Consider the following 18,654-nt stretch of genomic DNA (forward strand, 5'->3'; position numbering starts at 1 on the left):
AGCAAGCCCCCTCCCACAAGGTTTACTGCTGCAGGTCGACCGGCGTGCTGGACGCGACCGGCGTGTTACCACCCGGCACACCAATCTCTGTCGGCAGGCCATCTTCGGCCGCGACCACGTCACGCACCTGATCCCAGTTCACCCGCAAGTTGTTGGCCAGGTCTTCGCGCTTGAGCAGGGCATTGATGACGGCGGTGTGTTTATCGACCACCGACGGCGTGCCGTCATCGTTCAGCGGCGTATGCGCTTCAAGGTAGACCTTGCCGCCACTGCTGCCGAATTTGTAGGCATCGCTGATGATACGCACCGACGTACCGACCGGCACCATGTCGGCCATTTCCAGCACATTGTTGTTGAACATGCGGAAGCAGCCGTGGCTGGTACGCGTGCCGATACCAAATTTCATATTCGAGCCATGAATCAAATAACCCGGCGTGCCCAAGGTGAATTTGAACGGCCCCAGCGGGTTGTCCGGCCCGGCAGGCACCACGTTGGGCAGCGGGTCGCCATTGGCGGCGTGTTCGGCCTTGATCGATGCGGGCGGCGTCCAGGTAGGGTTAGGGATCTTGCCGGTGATGGTGGTGTGGGCGACTGGCGAACCCCAGCCTTCACGGCCAATGCCCAACGGGAACGTGTACACCACGTTCTGGCCCTTGGGGTAGTAGTAAAGCCGGTATTCCGCCAGGTTAATCACGATGCCTTCGCGCGGGCCAGGCGGCAGGATGAACCGCGTGGGCAGCACGATCTCGGTGCCGGTGCCGGGCAACCAGGCGTCAACGCCAGGGTTGGCCGCGACCATTTCCGAATAGCCCAGATCATAGGTGGTGCCGAGGTCGGCGAAGGTGTCTTCGTACTTGGCCTTGATCACCTGGACCTGACCGACGATGTCCTCGCCTGGCGGCGGCAGGGGCAACTGCAAGGCTGACGCCGAACCGGCAGCACCGAGGGCAGCGAGAGACAGGCAGCAGGTAACGACGGAAAGGCGCGACAACATCCGGAAAATCCTTCGCAGAACGATTTAGAAAGAGAGTTTCGAGTGGCAAGCTTCAAGCTAAAAGCCACAGCCACAGCCACAGCCACAGCTTGCAGCTTGCAACTTATAGCTTACAGCTTGCAACTGCCTTGTTACTCAAAGCGCAGCTCCGGCCAGATCAGCGGCGTGCCGCGCTTTTGCGATTCGAGAATCGCCCGGCACAGCGGGCACAGCCGCTGGTCCTGGAAGATCGAGCGATCCACCGACGACCAGCGCGGTTGCGCCGGCAATAAAGTGCCGCAAAGCGTGCGGTCAATCGAGCCGCCCAACTCCAACTGACGTGCGACCAGATGTACCCGAACTTCCTGGCAGGCGAACAGATCCAGCTGCTCGTCGGGCTCGATCAGTTGGTAGTTGAACAGGGACCAGGCAGGGCGCGACATCGGGGGCTCCAGATCGGGGGGGCGCCACCTTAGCCGAAAGCCTGCCGGTAGAAAAGCGTCATAACAGCGGTTTTAGCGTCGGCCAGACATTTTCCAGCAACTTGCCTTGCGCGCCGACCGCCGGGTGCAATTGATCGGCCTGCATCAGTTCCGGGTGACCGCCAACGCCTTCAAGGAAAAACCCTACCAGCGGCACACTTTTCTCCTTGGCCAAAGCGCCATACACCTCGGCAAACGCCGTGGTGTATTTGGGGCCATAGTTGGGCGGCAACTGCATGCCCAACAGCAACACCTCGGCCCCCGCAGCTTTGGACTGGTCAATCATCGATGCAAGATTTTGTTTCAATTGAGCTGGCGGCTGCCCGCGCAACCCGTCATTACCGCCCAACTCGAGAATAACCAGCTCAGGCTTATGCTCTGCAAGCGCCGCAGGCAGCCGCGCAAGGCCTCCGGCGCTGGTATCGCCACTGACAGACGCATTAACCACTTTATCGTCGAAACCTTCTTGCTTGAGCCGTTGCTCCAGCAACGCGACCCACCCTTTGCGGGTATCCAGGCCGAAACCGGCACTGATACTATCGCCAACGATCAGGACTGTACCCGCCGCTGCGTTCTGGGCCATGCACATCAAGGCCAGGCCAGCACTCAAAAACCACATTCGCATCGGATTCTCCATGGGCGCAAGCATTCTCACCGCGCGGAACCTTAGCAAAGTGGTTCCCAGCGCGGAAGGTGAACTGACTATCCTGCACGAACTGAGCCTGGAACTGAACAAGGGCGATAGCCTGGCTATCGTCGGCAGCTCCGGTTCCGGCAAATCCACCCTCCTCGGCCTGCTCGCCGGCCTCGACCTGCCCAGCAGCGGCGAAGTCACCCTGGCGGGCCAGGCCTTGAGCACGCTCGACGAAGACCAACGTGCGCGCATACGCGCCGAGCACGTGGGTTTCGTCTTCCAGTCATTCCAACTGCTCGACAGCCTTAACGCCCTCGAAAACGTCATGCTGCCGCTGGAACTGGACGGTCGCAAAGACGCCCGCGAGCGTGCCCGGTACTTGCTGGAGCGTGTGGGCCTGGGCCAGCGCCTTACGCATTCGCCGCGTCAGCTTTCCGGTGGCGAGCAGCAACGGGTAGCCATTGCCCGCGCCTTCGCCGCCGAGCCGGACGTGCTGTTTGCCGATGAACCCACCGGTAACCTCGACAGCCACACCGGCGAGCGCATCAGCGACCTGCTGTTCGAACTCAACAAAGAAAGCGGCACGACCCTGGTGCTGGTCACCCACGACGAGCGCCTGGCCCACCGTTGCCGACGCCTGATCCGCCTTGAAGCGGGCCTTATGGTCGCGCCCCTGGAGCCTTGATGGCACGTTTGCCGCTGTTGCGCCTGTTCAGCCTTGCCATGCGTCAATTGCTGCGCGATGCCCGCGCGGGCGAATTACGCGTGTTGTTTTTCGCCCTGGTGGTGGCGGTTGCCGCCAGCACTGCCATCGGTTACTTCGGCGCGCGCCTCAACGGCGCCATGCTGTTGCGGGCCACCGAGTTTCTGGGGGCCGACCTGGTACTCGAAGGCAGCTCACCGGCACGCCCCGAGCAAATCAAATCCGGCACCGAGCTGGGCCTCGATCACGCGCGCATCGTCGAGTTCTCCAGCGTTATCGCCACCGATAACGGCATTCAGCTCTCCAGCATCAAGGCGGTCAACGAGCAGTACCCACTGCGCGGTCAGCTGAAAAGTGCTGCCGAAGCGTTCGGTGCAGAAACGCCCGGAGGCGGCCCCAAACCCGGCGAAGCCTGGGTAGAAGCACGGCTGTTGACCGCGCTGAGCCTGAACGTCGGCGATAGTATCGACGTGGGCATGAAGCCCCTGCGTCTGGCGCGCATATTGACCTATGAGCCTGACCGCGCCGGTAACTTCTACAGCCTCACGCCACGGGTGATGATCAACCTGGCAGACCTCGACGCTACCGGCGTGGTGCAGCCCGGCAGCCGCGTGAGCTACCGCGAACTGTGGCGCGCACCTCAAGGCAGCACGGCGCTGCAAACCTATCGTGACTTGGTCAAACCCGGGCTCGCCGCCAACCAGCGCTTGCAGGATTCGCGCGACGGTAACCAGCAAATCGGCGGCGCCTTGGGCAAGGCCGAGCGTTACTTGAATATGGCCAGCCTGGTGGCGGTACTGCTGGCGGGCGTAGCGGTAGCACTCTCGGCCAACCGTTTTGCCAGCCGACGTTTCGACGCCAGTGCACTGCTGCGCTGCCTTGGCTTGTCACGGCGCGAAGCGATGCTGTTGTTTAGCCTGCAACTGGGCGTACTCGGTGTGTTGGCGAGCCTGGCTGGCGCCTTGCTCGGGTGGCTGGCGCAGTTTGGCCTGTTTTATTTCCTGCACGATTTGTTGCCTGCGGACGTGCCGCCCGGCGGGCTGCTACCGGCCGTTGCAGGCATTGGCACCGGCATGGTCGCGCTCGCAGGTTTCGCCCTGCCGCCGTTGGCGGCACTCGGCCGCGTGCCGCCGTTGCGGGTTTTGCGTCGAGACCTGCTGCCCATCCCGTCGAGTACCTGGATGGTGTATGGCGCCGCGTTGTTCGCGCTCGGCCTGATCATGTGGCGCCTGAGCCTCGACCTGGTGCTGACCTTCGCGTTGCTGGGCGGCGGCGTGGTGGCGGCGCTGATCCTCGGCGGCCTGCTGTTGTTGTTGCTGCAAAGCCTGCGGCGGCTGTTGGCGCGTGCTTCACTGCCTTGGCGCCTGGGCCTGGGCCAGTTACTGCGCCACCCGTTGGCAGCGGCCGGGCAATCCCTGGCGTTTGGCTTGATCCTGCTGTCCATGGGTTTGATCGCACTGCTGCGCGGCGAGTTACTCGACACCTGGCAAAACCAGTTGCCCAAGGACGCGCCCAACTATTTTGCGCTGAACATTCTGCCGGCCGACAAAGATGCCTTCAGCGCCCGTCTGCTGGAGTTGCAAGCGCAATCGGCGCCGCTGTACCCGGTGGTGCCGGGCCGGTTGATCAGCATCAATGGCGAGCCGGTGCAGCAGGTCGTCAGCAAAGACTCCAGCGGTGACCGTGCGGTGCAGCGTGACTTGAGCCTGACGTGGGCTGCCGACCTGCCGCCGGGCAACGTGCTGACCGCAGGTACATGGTGGTCGCAACAACCGGGCGATGACATACCCGGGGTATCGGTGGAGGCCAAAGTCGCTGAAAGCTTGAAGCTCAAGCTGGATGATCATCTGGTGTTCACCATCGCCGGCGAGAATCGCGAAGCACGGGTCACCAGCTTGCGAACCATCAACTGGGATAACTTCCAGCCCAACTTCTTCATGATCTTCCAACCGGGCACCTTGAAAGACCTGCCCGCGACCTACTTGACCAGCTTCTACCTGGCGCCAGGGCATGACCAGCAGATCGTCGACCTGTCCCGCGCGTTCCCGGCAGTCACCGTTCTGCAGGTCGAGGCTTTGCTTGAGCAGTTACGCAGCATCCTCGCGCAAGTGACCCTGGCGGTGGAATACGTGTTGCTGTTTGTGCTGGCGGCGGGCATGGCCGTGCTGTTCTCCGGCCTGCAGGCCACTCTGGATGAGCGGATTCGCCAGGGTGCGCTGTTGCGCGCACTTGGGGCCGAACGCAAGCTGTTGGTGAAGGCGCGGCGCATCGAGTTTGGCTTGCTGGGCGCGGTCAGCGGCCTGCTCGCGGCGCTCGGCACAGAACTGGTGACATGGGTGCTGTACCGCTACGCGTTCGACTTGGCCTGGCACCCGCACGCGTGGCTGTTACTGCTGCCGGTAATCGGGGCCGTGCTGATCGGCGGTGCCGGGGTATTCGGTACGCGCCGCGCACTGAATGCCAGCCCGCTGACGGTACTGCGCGAAGGCTGACGCAACCGAGGGTCGGCACGCGCCAGCCCTGGCGTGCCGACCCTCGCCTACTTCACATACTCGATACCGGTAATCCACCAACACACTTCGCCGGTCGGGGTCTGCACCATGGCCTCGTCGTCAACTTGTTTACGCAGCAACGCACGGGCCATCGGTGAGTCGATGGAGATGTAGTCCATACGCTCATAAATTTCGTCATAGCCAACAATGCGAAAACGCTTGGTCTCGCCCTGCTCATTCTCGATATCGACCCAGGCACCGAAAAATACCCGGCCTTCTTGCTCGGGCATGTATTCCACTACCCGCATGTCTTCCAGGCGCTTGCGCAAATAGCGCACGCGCCGGTCAATCTCACGCAGCAGTTTTTTGTTGTATTGATAATCCGCGTTCTCGCTGCGATCCCCCAGCGAAGCTGCCCAAGTCACCTTGCGTGTGGTGTCCGGACGCTTTTCCCGCCACAGGTAATCCAGCTCTTTTTTCAGCGCTTCATGACCTTCTTTGGTTATCAGCTTGGTACTCAAACGCTTGCATCCCCAGGCAATGTCCAATAATGCCGATACGCCGGGCCTCATGCCTTGGCGTCGACTGGCAGGGGTTGATCATAAATGAACCCTGAAAAGTAGCCATACCCGCGAACAGATCCGCTCAGCCCTAACCTTCCAGGGCCTGATCCAGCTCCACCAGCGCGCCGTGCAAGCGCTGCCGCATAGCCGAAAGGTGCGTCATCGCCAGCGTCATCTTTTCGGTCTTATGGGCAACCTCCGCTGCTTGGTTTTGCAGTTGCGTACCGCGCTGCGCCAACTCACGGCTTTTTTCCTCGATCTCGCCCTGCGCCTGCTCCAGTCGGGCCTGCCATTGCTCGAGCATTTCCTCGCGCTCAACGACCGCACGTTTTTGTTGCGTCAGGTCTTGAGCGATTTTCGCAAGGCTGGTCAGTGTGCTGTCCACCTCATGCAGCGAAGCGTGTTCCGCCGGCGCCGGCAGTTTCAACGGCGCAGGCGGCCTCGGTGGCGCTGGTGGGGGTTCATTGAACTCGACCTGTTCGACTGCCTGCTCAATTGCAATGGGAGCTTCCAACGGCTCTGCCATAACAAACTCATGCACAGGCTGCTCGGCGGGCTTGGGCTGCCGGGTGATTTTGGGCGGCGAGACCATTTGCGACGAAAAGCGAATGGACGGCACGATCAGCGCAGCACTTTCGATCGCCGGCAACACAGGCGCCGACATGCCCAAGGTAATCACCTTCATCACCAACGCCTTCTTGATGATCATTGAGTGATGATCCTCGGGCCGCGCAGGCGGCAACTTACACCCTTTTAAATCAATAAAATGAAAATCGATCGAGGCCTCGATCACCGCGCCGGTCTTGGTGCCGGATGCTGCCGCCGTCATCAGAATTTGCTTAAAGACTTGCATGGCCACTTGCAAGTCTTCCGAGGACTCAACACCGCCTAAAAAATACCGATCAACTTTTTTACGCAACGCAGCGATATAAACCCTGGAATTACCGGGCTCAACCTCTTCATCCAGGCTGTAGACCAGAAAGTTGGAATCACTTTGCGCGACAGCGAAACCGCAGAGCAATGCACCGTTAACCGGAGCGTCCTCACCGCTGCGTTCAAGAACAAGCGTACGTAGTAGCATCATGATAATCAGGTCTCATTAAACAAGAGCAAACCTTATATAAATGCCAGATAAATATCCGAGCATTAATAAGCCTTGAAACAACATAATTGTTTCAGCAAGTTATCCCGCTCGACGTAGGACTTTTCTTATAAATGCCCTGCCGCGTTCCCAACCACCCCTATTGAACGTAATCTTTTTAGCGCTCAAACGTTCGTTACGAACTTATTTTTCATATGCTCTGCAGAGATATTCGGGAAAAAAATGCTCGAGATAAGCAGCCTGACCAAGCACTCGGGCAAAAAAACCGTGATTACCGACCTGTCGTTTTGCGCACAACGCAAAGAATGCATAGGTGTGTTCGGCGAGGATGGCGCAGGTAAAACCACCTTGTTGAATTTGATTTCCGGCTTAGTCAAACCCTCCTCCGGGCGCATCACGGTTGAGGGGTTCGATACACAGACGCATGCACTTCAAGCACGAAAAGCCATTGGCTATCAGCTCCAGGGCGGCCTCAACCATCACACGATGTCGGTCAGCGGCGTGCTTAATTTCATCGCCGCCATTCGCGGCTTCAGCGGCGCCGAAAAACGCAAACGGGTCAATCGGGCAGCGGCACGTCTGGAGTTACTGCCGGTGCTGAATTACCCGGTCGACACACTGTCCGTTGGCTTGAAGCGCAAGCTCGCCATCGCCCAAGCCATTCTGCATTCACCCAGGCTGCTCTTGCTCGATGAACCCGCCGAAGGCTTGGCGCCCGGTCAACTGCTCAAGTTCAGAACACTTATCCAGTCCTTGAGCGACGAGATGACGGTAATTATCGCCTCCCGGCATTGCGACGCGCTGTCCAGTCTCTGCACGCGTGCTCTGGTGATTGCCCGAGGCCAACTGGTGGCCGACACCCAACTGTCCGATTTGCAACGCAACTCCCGCCATTACCGAGCCGTAACGCTGGCCGCAGAGTCGCCGCTGGATTTACTCGCACTGGCGGTGTTACCCGGCGTTGCAGGTATCGAAGAAGACCGGCATACACCCGGCACGGTGACCGTTCTTGCTATGCCGGGGCACGCGATTTATCCGCACATAAACGCGCTCATCGCCAGCCGCAAATGGAACATAACTTCACTCAACCTGGAGCCCGGACGCTTGAACGAAGTGGTTCAACGTCTGGGCCAAGAGGTATCCCTTTGAAGCTGCTGCCGGTGATTTTCAAGCGTCAACTCGCCAGTTATGCCTGCACGCCAAGCACCTACATGAGTGTTGCCGCTTTTCTGCTGCTGTGTGCAACCCTGGGCGTGTATACAGGCGAGTGGCTGGAAGGCGAGAGCCTCGACTTACAAGTGTTTTTTCAGTGGCACCCTTGGCTCTATTTGCTGCTGATACCCACGTTATCAACACAACTGTGGTCGGACGAACACAACCCGAGCCTGCGCGATGTGATGAAGACACTGCCGATCACGACGGTAGAACGTGTTATCGGAAAATTTCTGGCGGCCTGGACCGTGTGTGCGGTCGCCTTGATGCTGACGTTTCCGATAGCGGTCGCCGCCAACTACCTCGACACGGTGGACAATCAGGTGATCGCCTCACAGTTTCTGGCCAGTTGGTTACTGGCGGGAAGTTACCTGTCGGTGGGTTGTTTTATTTGCACACTGACACGCCAACGCGTCGTCGTCTTTTTGTTGACCCTGGGTTTGTTATTGGCCGCCAGCGGGCTTTCATCGGTGCTGGACGCACTGGAACATCAGGCACCCGTATGGGTGGTCGACAGTGTGGTCGCGCTGAACCCACTCTCGCGTTTTGGCACGATCAACAACGGCAAATTGTCACTCCGTGACAGCTTGTACTTCATCAGCATGATCCTTGCCTTCCTCTCGGCATCGACGGTCACGCTCAACTATAAAAATAGTTAAGCAGGAAAGCACACTATGCGATCCGTTCTTCTTGCGGGCATGACACTTATGGTCATCCTGTTGCTCTTTCTGGCGTTTAATCTGGCGTGGGTAAACAATCTTCCGGACATACGCTGGGACTTTTCACAGAAAAAGATTCACACTTTATCGCCACCGGCACGCCAACTGCTCGCGACACTTGAACATCCACTGGACATTTATTACTTCAACTCAAGCAATCATCCGAACAGAAGCCAAGCGCTGGAGCGCTATGGCGAGCGCGTTGAAGACCTGCTCAAAGAGTACGAAAAAGCCGCCAAGGGCATGCTTAACCTGCATGTTATTGACCCGGCGCCTTATTCTGAGGATGCCTACAAAGCCGGCCTGTTCGGCCTTGACGACACACAAGGCTTTCTTGGCCTGATTGGTACACGAGCAGGCCAGGCTGCCCAGCGTATGGACGTCATCAGCCTGGATGGCGAGCCATTGCTCGAGTATCAAATCAGCCACCTGATCTACACGCTGATGCACCCGGCGCCCCCCACTGTCGGCGTGCTGACCGGGCTTTCGCTGAACCAGTCCGCCACGCAACTGCTGGGGCAAATGCACCAGCACTTCAAACTTGTCGGCCTGGCATCGACCACTGACCAGGTGCCAGAGTCGATCGAAACGCTCATGGTCGTGCACCCTCGCGCACTGCCAGACCAAGCCCTCTACGCAATTGAACAGTTCGTATTGAGGGGCGGCAAACTGATGATCTTTATCGACCCGCTGAGTGAAGTGGATGCGGGCACTGCATCGCCAAACCCCAGGCTTGAAGCGCTGCTGGCGGCTTGGGGCATACAGATGCCGACGGACAAACTTGTGGTCGATACGCTTTACGCCTCCCCCGCCGCAGAGTCGACCGCACTGCAGATGACCCGGTTAACCCTGCCAAGGCACGCGATGACGGCGAATGATATTAGTAGTTGGAAACTCAACACACTACGGGTCTCCAGCAGCGGCACGCTTTCGCGCGTAAGAAAGGGCCGTACGACACTGACGCCACTGCTGCAAAGCTCCGGGCAATCTGCGCTGCTCGACGTTCGGCGCGCGGCCGCTGAGCCTCTTGACGAGACGCCTGCACGTGGGCAACGCCAGGTGATAGCTGCTCGAATCGACGGGCCGGCCTATTCCGTGTTTCCCGACGGCATTCGGGGGCAGGCGCCCGGACTGCAAAAAGCCAACAACATCCAGGTGGTGGTGGTCGCCGACACGGATTTACTCATGGACGCCGTCATCGGTTCTGCGCCCAACAGCAACGCGCTGTTTGTGTTGAACACATTGGATAACTTGGCCGCCGCCGATATTCTCGCAAGCATTCGACCACGCGCCACGGCTAGCCAGTCAACGAACCCGCTGGAGCAAATGCGCGAGGTGGCAGCACTCGCCTACACGCAAAACGCGCTGGAGCTTGAGCGACGACTTGCGCAAACGGAGCAGGAGTGGCAACGCTTGAACCCGCCGAGCACAGGCTTCGGCACCCAAGCGGTGGTCAGCAGTACCCAGTTGCAGGCGCTCAATAAGGAACGCCTGCGACTGCCCATAGAGTTGCAGGCGCTTAAGGTCGAGGCCTACGCGCAGGTGCATCGAGCGGAGCGATACCTGAAGCTGCTGATGATTGTCGCGGTGCCACTGCTTTTATGCCTGATCGCCTGCGCAGTGTTGCTCTACCACCGCCGTCGTCGAGCACTGCAGGCGGCGTCGTTTAACTGATCCCTCAATAACCCACACTCAACGACGCGCAATCAGCCCTTGGCGAGCAATGCGTGTCAGGTGGCGAATCACTTCAGCGGCATCGTCGGCACTCGGCGCCTGGATAACTGCGAGGTCAAAGCTGTTGCTGGCAAAGCGCGTCAGGGAGTCGCCGTCTTCAACAAACTGGATCAGGAACGCCGAAGGCCGACCCGTGCGACGCGGCCAACCATCGAGGTAACGCAACAGCGTCGGCTGGTGTTTGCCGCCGAGCAGGATTTTAGGATTGCGTTGAGTCAGGTCCGCAGTGATCGGGGCCAGGCGTATGAGGGGGCGTGGTGCATTCAGGGGTGCATTCATCGTGTCGTGTCTCTGCCTCAAAAGTCTGCGGGCAGGTGAGAGGCAACACCGAACCAGCGCTTTAGCGGAATTTCGAAACCTGACTCGCGATGAGTGCATGCTTCTGTCGGGCTGCATTGAGTCCCGGTGGCGCCCCGCAATTAGCTGTTTAAATCGGCGCATGAGCAGCATCCTAGAGAAGCGCATAGGGCGCTGTCAAGAATCCCGGGCAAGGAAAAGCCCCGCGCATGGCGGGGCTCTCCAAGGTATTACTGCAAGACCGTGGCAGGTCTCAGCGGGCGATCGCACGGTCGGCAGACAGTTTGCCGGCGCCTTCGAACAACACCGCCAACGAGCCGCCGAGCAAGGCCAGTGCGAACTCATAACCATTGTTGGCCATGAACAAGCCGTTATGAATATGCACCGTGAAGATCGCCACCAGCGACAGAAAGGTCAGGCCCAACGCCGCCGGGCGCGCCAGCAAACCGATGATCAACGCCAAGCCTGCAAAGAACTCCGTACCACCCGACAACACCGCCATCAGGGTTCCGGGCGCCAGGCCGATGCTCTCCATCCATTGCGCAGTGCCCGCCAGGCCGTAGCCGCCAAACCAGCCGAAGAGTTTCTGCGAACCGTGTGCAGCGAAAATAATCCCGACAAAAATTCGCAGGACGGTCAGGCCATAACCGGCACGGGTAGACAGGATGCGTTTGATCAATGGGCTCATGCTGCTAATCCTTTTTCAAAGTAGGGGTGGTTGGCCGCTATATTAATCGGATTAAACAATGATAAAAGCCGAAAAAATGCCTAATACTTATCGATAAAACCGATTATTTGCGCGAGGCAACTTTCGGCGCATTCGGCTCCAAAGACCCGCGCTCCCGATCAAATGCCAAGTAGTACTTGTTGACACTATTAACATAGCTGACGCCGCCCATGCCCACTTGCTCCATGGCAATACGCTCAACCTGGAAGAACCACTGATTGGGGTTCAACCCCCGCCGGCGGGCTTCTGCGCGCATGCCCTGGACGCGCTCCGGCCCCATGTTGTAAGCCGCCAGCACAAACGCCATGCGTTCACGCTCGTTGAGTTTGGGGCTGGCGAAGAATTTACGGCGGATCATCGCCAGGTAACGCGCGCCCGCCTGCACATTGCTGTCGAGATTCTCGATGTTATTCACGCCCACCCGTTGCGCCGCCGACGGCGTGATCTGCATCAGCCCGGTCGGGCCGCCGCTGTTGCGCGCGCCGGGGTCCAGTGCCGATTCCTTGAACGCCAGCGCTGCCAGGTTCAACCAGTCCATGCCCTGTTCACGCGCGTGTTTTTGCAACACCGGGCGCAGTTTTTCGAGGCGCTGGCGGTCGGCGCGGGCCAGTGGGTTACGCACCTGGTAGAGGCGTCGGTAGATTCGCTGGAACGCCACGTCCTGGTCGGAGGGGGTTCGATAGGTCTTGAGAAAACGATCAATACTGGCGCGCAGCATCGAGGCGTCCTGGCGTACGAACCAATATTCATCGCCCGGTGCGTTGATGACTACCTGCCGGTCAAAGCGCAGTTTGGGCAGGATTTTCGACCAGCGTTCGGCAATCGGCTTTTCGACAATGGTGAGGTGGAAGATCCCGGCCTGGACCATCTCCAACACATCTTCCACGGCCAACGTCGGGTCAACCCACTCCACCTTTATCGGCGGCTGCTTGTGCAGCGCCAGTTTCTGGTTGGCCTGGCTGATCGCATCCGCCGCCGCACTGCCGGTGGTCAACGCGAGCGTGCGCCCTGACAGTTGCTCCAGCCTGGTAAAGCGCCGCTCACCTTTCACGCCCACCAGCCATAACGGCACATCGCTGGCAATCGGGTCGCTGCTGCTGATTTTGTGCGCGGCCTTCACATCGAGCAATTCACCCGGCGCTACCAAGTCGCCTTCACCCCGGGCCAGCGCGCCGAGCAGTTGGTCTTTGGCCTTGGGAATAATTTTGAGGGTGATCGCTTCACCCTCACGAGCATGCCCGTTCAGGTAGTGCTCGAAGGCGCGCAGGCGATGGTATTCAACACCGATGGCCTGGCCTTCGACTTCACCGGAACTGTTGCGGCTCTGGTTGACCAGCACACGCAGGGTGCGACTGGAGCGAATCTGCGCCAGGTCACGCACCTTGCCGGGCTTGGTCACTTCCAGCGGCCCGTCCAAACGTGCGACCGCCGCCGTGGGCAGCAGTAACGTCAGGCACACTAAAAGCAACGCCGAGGGTCGGATCATCCGCTCTCCGGAAAGAATACTGGCCAGCGCCTTCGCGCAAGACGAAGTGCTGGAGGTCATAAACAGAGCGCTTTATGCGCAGGCTTTGCGAGCAACGGCGGCATCGCGGCTGGCAACCGGCCAGCCACAATGTCACTTGCGACGTTCAAAGACAGCTACAACTCTTTGTAGTTCTTGGTTTTTCTTATAAATCTACAGCTCTGATATGCTTTCCGGCCGCAGGCGGAGATAGCACCATGCAACTCATTGATATTGGCGTCAACCTGACCCACTCCAGTTTCGACGAGAGGCACCACGCCGTTCTCGACCGCGCCTATGCTGCCGGCGTGCAGCAATTGGTGCTCACCGGCACCGATGTCGACGGCAGCGAACAGGCCCTGGAGCTGTGTGTAAAACTCGATGAAAGCGGCCAACGCCTGTTCAGCACTGCCGGCATCCACCCCCATTCCGCCAGCGACTGGAACGGCGACAGCGCACGGCGCTTGCGCAGTTTGCTCAGCGAAAGCCGGGTGCGGGCGGTAGGCGAATGCGGGCTGGACTTCAACCGCGATTTTTCGCCGCGCCCGCAGCAAGAAAAAGTCCTCGAAGAACAACTGGCGCTGGCGGTCGAGCTGAAACTGCCGGTGTTTCTGCACGAGCGCGACGCCAACCAGCGCTTGCTGGAAATCCTCAAGGACTACCGCGACCACCTGACCGCCGCCGTGGTGCATTGCTTCACCGGCGAGCAACAGGCGCTGTTCAGCTACCTCGACCTCGACCTGCATATCGGCATCACCGGCTGGATCTGCGATGAGCGGCGTGGCACGCACCTGCACCCGCTGGTCAGGGAAATTCCGCGCGGCCGTCTGATGCTGGAAAGCGATGCGCCCTACCTGTTGCCGCGCACTTTGCGCCCCAAGCCCAAAAATGGCCGCAACGAACCGGCCTACCTGCCCGACGTGCTGCGCGAAGTGGCGCTGCACCGTAACGAAACCGAAGAAGACCTGGCCGAGCACAGCAGCGCCTGCGCCCGCGCATTTTTTGCGCTGCCGATGGTTGATTGATGCGGCGCATTGACCCATGTCAAAACGGCATTCCTGAGTAGCGGCACAATAATGGCACCTTGCCAATGCTGTTCCGCTATCAGAGAAAACCTTCCATGGGTGCCTGGCTTAGCAATATCTCGCTGAAATACAAATTCTGGGCGGTCAATGCGGTCGCCTTCATCACCACCCTGCTGTTGGTGCTCTACGCGGTGCAGCTCGAACAACAGGCCCGCAGCGACGCGTCCCAAGCCTCGGCGCAGGCGCAAGCACGTTTGCTCGGTGACTGGCCGGCCGCCAGCGCCCTGCCCAAGGGCGAGCATTGGCTTACCTTTGCACGCGGCCAAGTCCCACAATTGGCCGGCCAGGATCTGTCAGCCCTGAGCACAGCCACGGGTTGGGTCGAACTTAATCACAGGCCCTTATTCGGCGAAAACCCGCTGACAGGTGCGCACGTGGTAGCCCGCGCCGACGGTCAACAGGTCGCGGTGCTGGCCTACAGCCCTAGCCTCAGCCAAGTGTTCGGCGAACGTTTCGCCAACTATGCGGTGGCGGTGCTGATCCTCATGCTGGCGATGCTCGGCGCGTCGCAGTTGCTGATCCGCTTCCTGCTCAGCCAACTCAACACCCTCAAGGACGTGATGCTGCACGTGGAGAAAACCGGCGACCTCTCGGCCCGCGTGCCACTCGCCTGCGAGGACGAGGTCGGCCAGATGGCCAGTGCCTTTAATGCCATGCAAGCCGGCTATCAACGGGTGGTCAACACCGTGGCCCATACCGCACAGCAGCTGGACGAAGGCGCCGCCCGCCTGGCCAGCAGCATGAACAAGGTGCAACACGGCATGCTCGGCCAGCAAAGCGAAACCGACCAGGCGGCCACCGCGATTAATCAAATGACCGCCACTGTCTACCACATTGCCCAGCATGCCGGTGCCACGCGCGACCTCTCCCAAACTGCCGACAGCCTCGCAGGCAGCGGCCGCGAAGTGGTCAGCCGGGTGCAGCGCTCAATTGCCGGGCTGTCGACCGGTGTGCAACAAACCGCGCAGATGATCCAGAAACTCGCCGAAGACAGCCACAAAATCAACGGCGTGGTGAGCGTAATTCACAGCATTGCCGAACAGACCAACCTGCTCGCCCTCAACGCCGCCATCGAAGCCGCCCGCGCTGGCGAAATGGGCCGCGGCTTTGCGGTGGTCGCCGACGAAGTACGCAACCTGGCCAAGCGCGTGCAAAACTCCACCGACGAAATCACCCACATGGTCTCGGCGCTGCAAGCCGGCACCCGCGACGCGGTGGACTTCATGCAAGAAAGCTCGTTCAAGGCCGATGACTGCGTGCAACAAGCCCAGGACGCTGGCGCCGCACTCGCCGAAATCACCGGCGCCGTGGCGCAAATGCGTGAGAGCAACACACAGATCGCCGTGGCCGCCGAACAGCAAAGCCACGTCGCCGAAGAAATGAACCGCGCGGTCGTGAGCATCCGCGACGTGACCGACACCACGGTGCAGCAGACCGTCGATTCGGCCACCACCAGCAACCAACTGGCATCCCTGGCCGGGGAGTTGAGCAAGGCGATTGGGCAGTTGAAGCTGTAGGATTCTTCAATCCGTAATCTGACTCCTACACTCGCACCTCCACTTACCTGATGTTTTGACGAAACGTCCTGCACATCCTGGCGAATAGCGCCGACTTCTTTATCTGACGAACCTCTGCAAAGTCTCTCGCCTGATCATCCAGTGCGAGGGACCGCCAATGTACTTCTCCATTAATGCCACACCCGCAGGGGCTGCCGCTTGAACCCGGCCATTGCCTCGCTGGCCCTGACCCCACTGGACGCAAAGACGGTCGATGTGGAAGCCGTATTGCGTGAGTTCCGGGAGTGCCTGAATACTTTTGACGAATGGGCCGAAAGCTTTTTCAGCTTTTCGGCGCTGGATGTCGAGCAAGTATTCAAGGTCGGCGATGAAGTGGCGCTGGTTGCACCTATCAGTCGTTCCATCTTTCCCAGCAGCACCGTCGCCACCTGCCAGGCCAGCGGCACGTTGACCCTGGTGCACATGTTCCAGAGCACACGCTTTGTACCCATCGGCAACACGCCGGTGGTACTGCAACGTATCGACCCGAACGGTGGCCCGCTGGGCGAGCCTATCCATAAAACCATCGGCCCCAGCGGCATTCTCGAAATCACTGAATGTGATCGCAATCAACAGTACCGAATCAACTTCTATCCCAACGTTTCCAAGGATCACGTCAAGGCGCTGTATGCGTCCTATCAGTCAGTTATCTCGGGGCTGGAAGTGCGTCTGCGCGAAGAGTGGAACCGCACGTTCAAAACGCAATGGGACGACTATACAAACGCCAGCCCACTTGACCGGCGCAGGCTGCTGGAATCGGCACTTCTCAATGGCATGGTGCAGGCGCTTTACAGTCTGTGGGACAACTTAACGCAACTGTTTGAGCTGTTGGCGGACATCAAGCCCAACAGCCAAAAGTTACTGCAATACGTCTCCCAGGCCGAACTTGATGAACTCTTGACGCTGGGCAACGAGGCGATCGCCAACGGCCTGCTGGTACTCAGCGATGAACCGTTGTTGTTTATCTATGTGTCGGCGATGGTCAGCTGGATGCGCATGCTGCCACCGCAAGAAATGAATGAGCTGATGGGGGAAATCACCGGCGATGTGTTGATCAACCTGCTGCTGATCAGGGTGGCGGGTGTGATGGGTGTGGGTCTGCGCCTGGGCGCTCAGGTGTTGAGCCCTATCAAATCTGCACGCGCGCGGGGTTGGTTGGCGTTGCTCGCCGAGCAGCTCTTAGTGGGTAAGTTGGATGCACATACTGCGGCGGTTAAGCCGTTGCTGCTGGGCAGCACGGCGATGCCGATCAAAGCGGTGCCGGTTGCACCGTTGAAGGCTGGGCAGCACCTGGTGGCGAACCCGGTGCCTGCGGTTCGCGGCAAGACGCAGAAGACCACATTGGTACGCCAAGAGCACGTCGACGATGTGCCCGCTGCAAGCAAGAACCCGAACGGTGATGCTGCGGCCAGCGCCGACAAAACCATCACCCACGGGTGCCCGGTGTCGATGGTCACCGGGGAAGAATTACTGACCCTCACCGATGGCGCACTGGACGGGCTTTTGCCGTTTGAGTGGACGCGGGTGTACCGCACCAGTGCGGTGGAAGTGGATGGCGGGTTGGGCTTTGGCTGGAGTCATTCGCTGGCGCAACAGCTGGTGGTGGACGGCGATTCGGTGGTGTGGACGGACCATGAAAATCGGTCGACCGAGTTTCCGTTACCCAGCGTTTCTCGACCGGCGATTACCAATAGCCTGGCCGAAGCGACGATTTATTGGGGTGATTTGCCCGGTGAATTAGTGCTGGCTCAGGCTTCGCGTTTTTATCACTTCTTTCAGGGTGTGCTGACCGCGATCAGCGATGCGTATGACAACCGGCTGCGAATCTCCCGTGACTTTTCGGGGCGCATTGAGCGGCTGGACAATGGTGTAGGCCGGTCGCTGTTTTTACGCTACGCGTCTGGCCACATCGTGGCGGTGGACTATCAGGTTCAGCGCGCCCAAGGCCATGAACCTTTCGAATGGATTACTGAACAGCAAGTTGTTTCCTACGCCTATGACGATGCTGGACGACTGCTTTCAACGACCAATGCCGTAGGCGAAAGCGAGTTTTATCGGTACGACGAGCAGCACGTCATTCTCGAGCGGCAGTTGGCCGGTGGCGCGCGTTTCTTTTGGGCGTGGGAACGATCAGGCAAGGCGGCGCGGTGTGTTCGGCATTGGGCCAGCTTTTCACAGATGGACACGCGTTATGCCTGGGATGACAACGGTAGGGTCACGGTTCACAACGCCGATGGCAGCCAGGAAGTTTACGTGCATGACCAGCGCGCACGGCTGGTGCAGCGGATTGATCCCGATGGCGCTGAGCATTTCAAATCCTATGACGACAAAGGCCGGCTGACGGTCGAGCAAGACCCGCTGGGGGCGGTGACGGCGTATCAGTACGATGACGCCGGACGTTTGGTTGCGCTGTTTCCGGGGGACGACGAGCCGACTTCCTACGAGCATGACAACGGCTTCGTACGTGTCGTGCGCCGTGGTGAGGCGATTTGGAAGTATGAGCGTAACGATCAAGGCGACGTCACGCGCAAGACTGATCCCGACGGCAACGTTACCGACTACAGCTACAACAAACACGGGCAACTGACTGGCGTTTGGCATCCCGATAGCAGTTGTCATCGGCTGGTCTGGAATGACCTTGGGCAACTGCTTGAGGCGTTATTTCCGAACGGCAGCAGCCAGCGCTACCGCTACGACGACCTCGGACGCCAGGTTGCGCGCGAGGATGAACATGGCGCACTGACCCAGTATCAGTGGGACGGCGTGGGTCGGTTGATTCGCGTGGTGTTACCCGGCGGCGCAACGCGGGAATACAGCTACAACGCCTACGGAAAAGTCACCTCCGAGCGTGATGAGCTGGGCCACGTTACC

16 protein-coding genes are annotated in these 18,654 nt (G+C 59.6%); 8 read left to right on the top strand and 8 right to left on the bottom strand.

Annotation, left to right across the window (positions count from 1 at the left end; genetic code table 11):
• Window positions 1-22: 22 nt before the first annotated feature.
• From F0169_RS23685 to F0169_RS23695, 3 genes are all read right to left on the bottom strand, one after another.
• Window positions 23-994: a L,D-transpeptidase family protein gene (locus F0169_RS23685; protein ID WP_058414680.1), complete on the bottom strand. Its 972-nt coding sequence runs from the start codon at window positions 992-994 to the stop codon at window positions 23-25.
• A 131-nt stretch (window positions 995-1,125) separates the two neighbouring features.
• The gene (locus tag F0169_RS23690) at window positions 1,126-1,416 is read right to left on the bottom strand and encodes a hypothetical protein (protein ID WP_058414681.1); all 291 of its coding nucleotides are present in this window, start codon (window positions 1,414-1,416) and stop codon (window positions 1,126-1,128) included.
• A gap of 58 nt (window positions 1,417-1,474) precedes the next feature.
• Window positions 1,475-2,080 (bottom strand): arylesterase, encoded by a 606-nt coding sequence (locus tag F0169_RS23695; protein ID WP_172979534.1) that lies wholly within the window; start codon window positions 2,078-2,080, stop codon window positions 1,475-1,477.
• A 10-nt stretch (window positions 2,081-2,090) separates the two neighbouring features.
• On the opposite strand from F0169_RS23695, the gene F0169_RS23700 reads away from it, so the two are divergent.
• Together F0169_RS23700 and F0169_RS23705 are read left to right on the top strand one after the other, a co-directional pair.
• The gene (locus F0169_RS23700; RefSeq protein WP_053255138.1) at window positions 2,091-2,774 is read left to right on the top strand and encodes an ABC transporter ATP-binding protein; all 684 of its coding nucleotides are present in this window, start codon (window positions 2,091-2,093) and stop codon (window positions 2,772-2,774) included.
• Entirely contained in the window at window positions 2,774-5,284 is a 2,511-nt protein-coding gene (locus F0169_RS23705) for an ABC transporter permease (RefSeq protein WP_152747772.1), read from the top strand. The genes F0169_RS23700 and F0169_RS23705 overlap by 1 nt, the downstream gene beginning before the upstream one ends.
• Before the next feature lie 47 nt (window positions 5,285-5,331).
• Here F0169_RS23705 and greB read toward each other — a convergent pair whose 3' ends face one another.
• Both greB and F0169_RS23715 read right to left on the bottom strand, forming a co-directional pair.
• On the bottom strand, window positions 5,332-5,805 hold the full coding sequence (gene greB, locus F0169_RS23710) for a transcription elongation factor GreB (RefSeq protein WP_058414692.1): 474 nt from the start codon (window positions 5,803-5,805) through the stop codon (window positions 5,332-5,334).
• A 130-nt stretch (window positions 5,806-5,935) separates the two neighbouring features.
• Window positions 5,936-6,931, bottom strand: a complete 996-nt coding sequence (locus tag F0169_RS23715; protein WP_152747773.1) for a hypothetical protein — start codon at window positions 6,929-6,931, stop codon at window positions 5,936-5,938.
• 240 nt (window positions 6,932-7,171) lie between these two features.
• Between F0169_RS23715 and F0169_RS23720 the strand changes: the two genes are divergently transcribed.
• From F0169_RS23720 to F0169_RS23730, 3 genes are read left to right on the top strand one after another with little or no spacing between them, the layout of a single operon-like run.
• Complete coding sequence (locus tag F0169_RS23720) at window positions 7,172-8,098, top strand: ABC transporter ATP-binding protein (protein WP_152747774.1); 927 nt, start codon at window positions 7,172-7,174, stop codon at window positions 8,096-8,098.
• Window positions 8,095-8,820: an ABC-2 transporter permease gene (locus F0169_RS23725; protein ID WP_152747775.1), complete on the top strand. Its 726-nt coding sequence runs from the start codon at window positions 8,095-8,097 to the stop codon at window positions 8,818-8,820. The genes F0169_RS23720 and F0169_RS23725 overlap by 4 nt, the downstream gene beginning before the upstream one ends.
• A 15-nt stretch (window positions 8,821-8,835) precedes the next feature.
• Window positions 8,836-10,554, top strand: coding sequence for a Gldg family protein (locus tag F0169_RS23730; RefSeq protein WP_152747776.1), 1,719 nt, complete (start codon window positions 8,836-8,838; stop codon window positions 10,552-10,554).
• Between the two features lie 18 nt (window positions 10,555-10,572).
• On the opposite strand, the gene F0169_RS23735 is transcribed toward F0169_RS23730, so the two are convergent.
• From F0169_RS23735 to F0169_RS23745, 3 genes are all read right to left on the bottom strand, one after another.
• Complete coding sequence (locus F0169_RS23735; protein ID WP_122250488.1) at window positions 10,573-10,881, bottom strand: class I SAM-dependent methyltransferase; 309 nt, start codon at window positions 10,879-10,881, stop codon at window positions 10,573-10,575.
• A 283-nt stretch (window positions 10,882-11,164) separates the two neighbouring features.
• Entirely contained in the window at window positions 11,165-11,599 is a 435-nt protein-coding gene (locus F0169_RS23740; protein ID WP_058414688.1) for a DoxX family protein, read from the bottom strand.
• 103 nt (window positions 11,600-11,702) lie between these two features.
• Window positions 11,703-13,124 carry an MltF family protein gene (locus F0169_RS23745; RefSeq protein ID WP_058414689.1) on the bottom strand — a complete coding sequence of 474 codons (1,422 nt, stop codon included), beginning with the start codon at window positions 13,122-13,124 and terminating at the stop codon, window positions 11,703-11,705.
• A 236-nt stretch (window positions 13,125-13,360) separates the two neighbouring features.
• On the opposite strand from F0169_RS23745, the gene F0169_RS23750 reads away from it, so the two are divergent.
• The 3 genes from F0169_RS23750 to F0169_RS23760 all read left to right on the top strand — a co-directional run.
• The gene (locus F0169_RS23750; RefSeq protein ID WP_152747777.1) at window positions 13,361-14,167 is read left to right on the top strand and encodes a TatD family hydrolase; all 807 of its coding nucleotides are present in this window, start codon (window positions 13,361-13,363) and stop codon (window positions 14,165-14,167) included.
• Window positions 14,168-14,262: 95 nt separating this feature from the next.
• On the top strand, window positions 14,263-15,744 hold the full coding sequence (locus F0169_RS23755) for a methyl-accepting chemotaxis protein (RefSeq protein ID WP_058414691.1): 1,482 nt from the start codon (window positions 14,263-14,265) through the stop codon (window positions 15,742-15,744).
• 198 nt (window positions 15,745-15,942) lie between these two features.
• The coding region (locus F0169_RS23760; protein WP_172979535.1) for a DUF6531 domain-containing protein at window positions 15,943-18,654 on the top strand (2,712 nt) is incomplete at its 3' end.

Source organism: Pseudomonas kitaguniensis, assembly GCF_009296165.1.
Lineage (GTDB): Bacteria > Pseudomonadota > Gammaproteobacteria > Pseudomonadales > Pseudomonadaceae > Aquipseudomonas > Aquipseudomonas kitaguniensis.

Excerpts from the sequence above, each read along its gene's own strand:
- F0169_RS23685 (WP_058414680.1), bottom strand. The coding sequence starts at position 994 with ATGTTGTCGCGCCTTTCCGTCGTTACCTGCTGCCTGTCTCTCGCTGCC.
- F0169_RS23690 (WP_058414681.1), bottom strand. The coding sequence starts at position 1,416 with ATGTCGCGCCCTGCCTGGTCCCTGTTCAACTACCAACTGATCGAGCCC.
- F0169_RS23695 (WP_172979534.1), bottom strand. The coding sequence starts at position 2,080 with ATGCGAATGTGGTTTTTGAGTGCTGGCCTGGCCTTGATGTGCATGGCC.
- F0169_RS23700 (WP_053255138.1), top strand. The coding sequence starts at position 2,091 with ATGGGCGCAAGCATTCTCACCGCGCGGAACCTTAGCAAAGTGGTTCCC.
- F0169_RS23705 (WP_152747772.1), top strand. The coding sequence starts at position 2,774 with ATGGCACGTTTGCCGCTGTTGCGCCTGTTCAGCCTTGCCATGCGTCAA.
- F0169_RS23715 (WP_152747773.1), bottom strand. The coding sequence starts at position 6,931 with ATGATGCTACTACGTACGCTTGTTCTTGAACGCAGCGGTGAGGACGCT.
- F0169_RS23720 (WP_152747774.1), top strand. The coding sequence starts at position 7,172 with ATGCTCGAGATAAGCAGCCTGACCAAGCACTCGGGCAAAAAAACCGTG.
- F0169_RS23730 (WP_152747776.1), top strand. The coding sequence starts at position 8,836 with ATGCGATCCGTTCTTCTTGCGGGCATGACACTTATGGTCATCCTGTTG.
- F0169_RS23740 (WP_058414688.1), bottom strand. The coding sequence starts at position 11,599 with ATGAGCCCATTGATCAAACGCATCCTGTCTACCCGTGCCGGTTATGGC.
- F0169_RS23745 (WP_058414689.1), bottom strand. The coding sequence starts at position 13,124 with ATGATCCGACCCTCGGCGTTGCTTTTAGTGTGCCTGACGTTACTGCTG.
- F0169_RS23750 (WP_152747777.1), top strand. The coding sequence starts at position 13,361 with ATGCAACTCATTGATATTGGCGTCAACCTGACCCACTCCAGTTTCGAC.
- F0169_RS23755 (WP_058414691.1), top strand. The coding sequence starts at position 14,263 with ATGGGTGCCTGGCTTAGCAATATCTCGCTGAAATACAAATTCTGGGCG.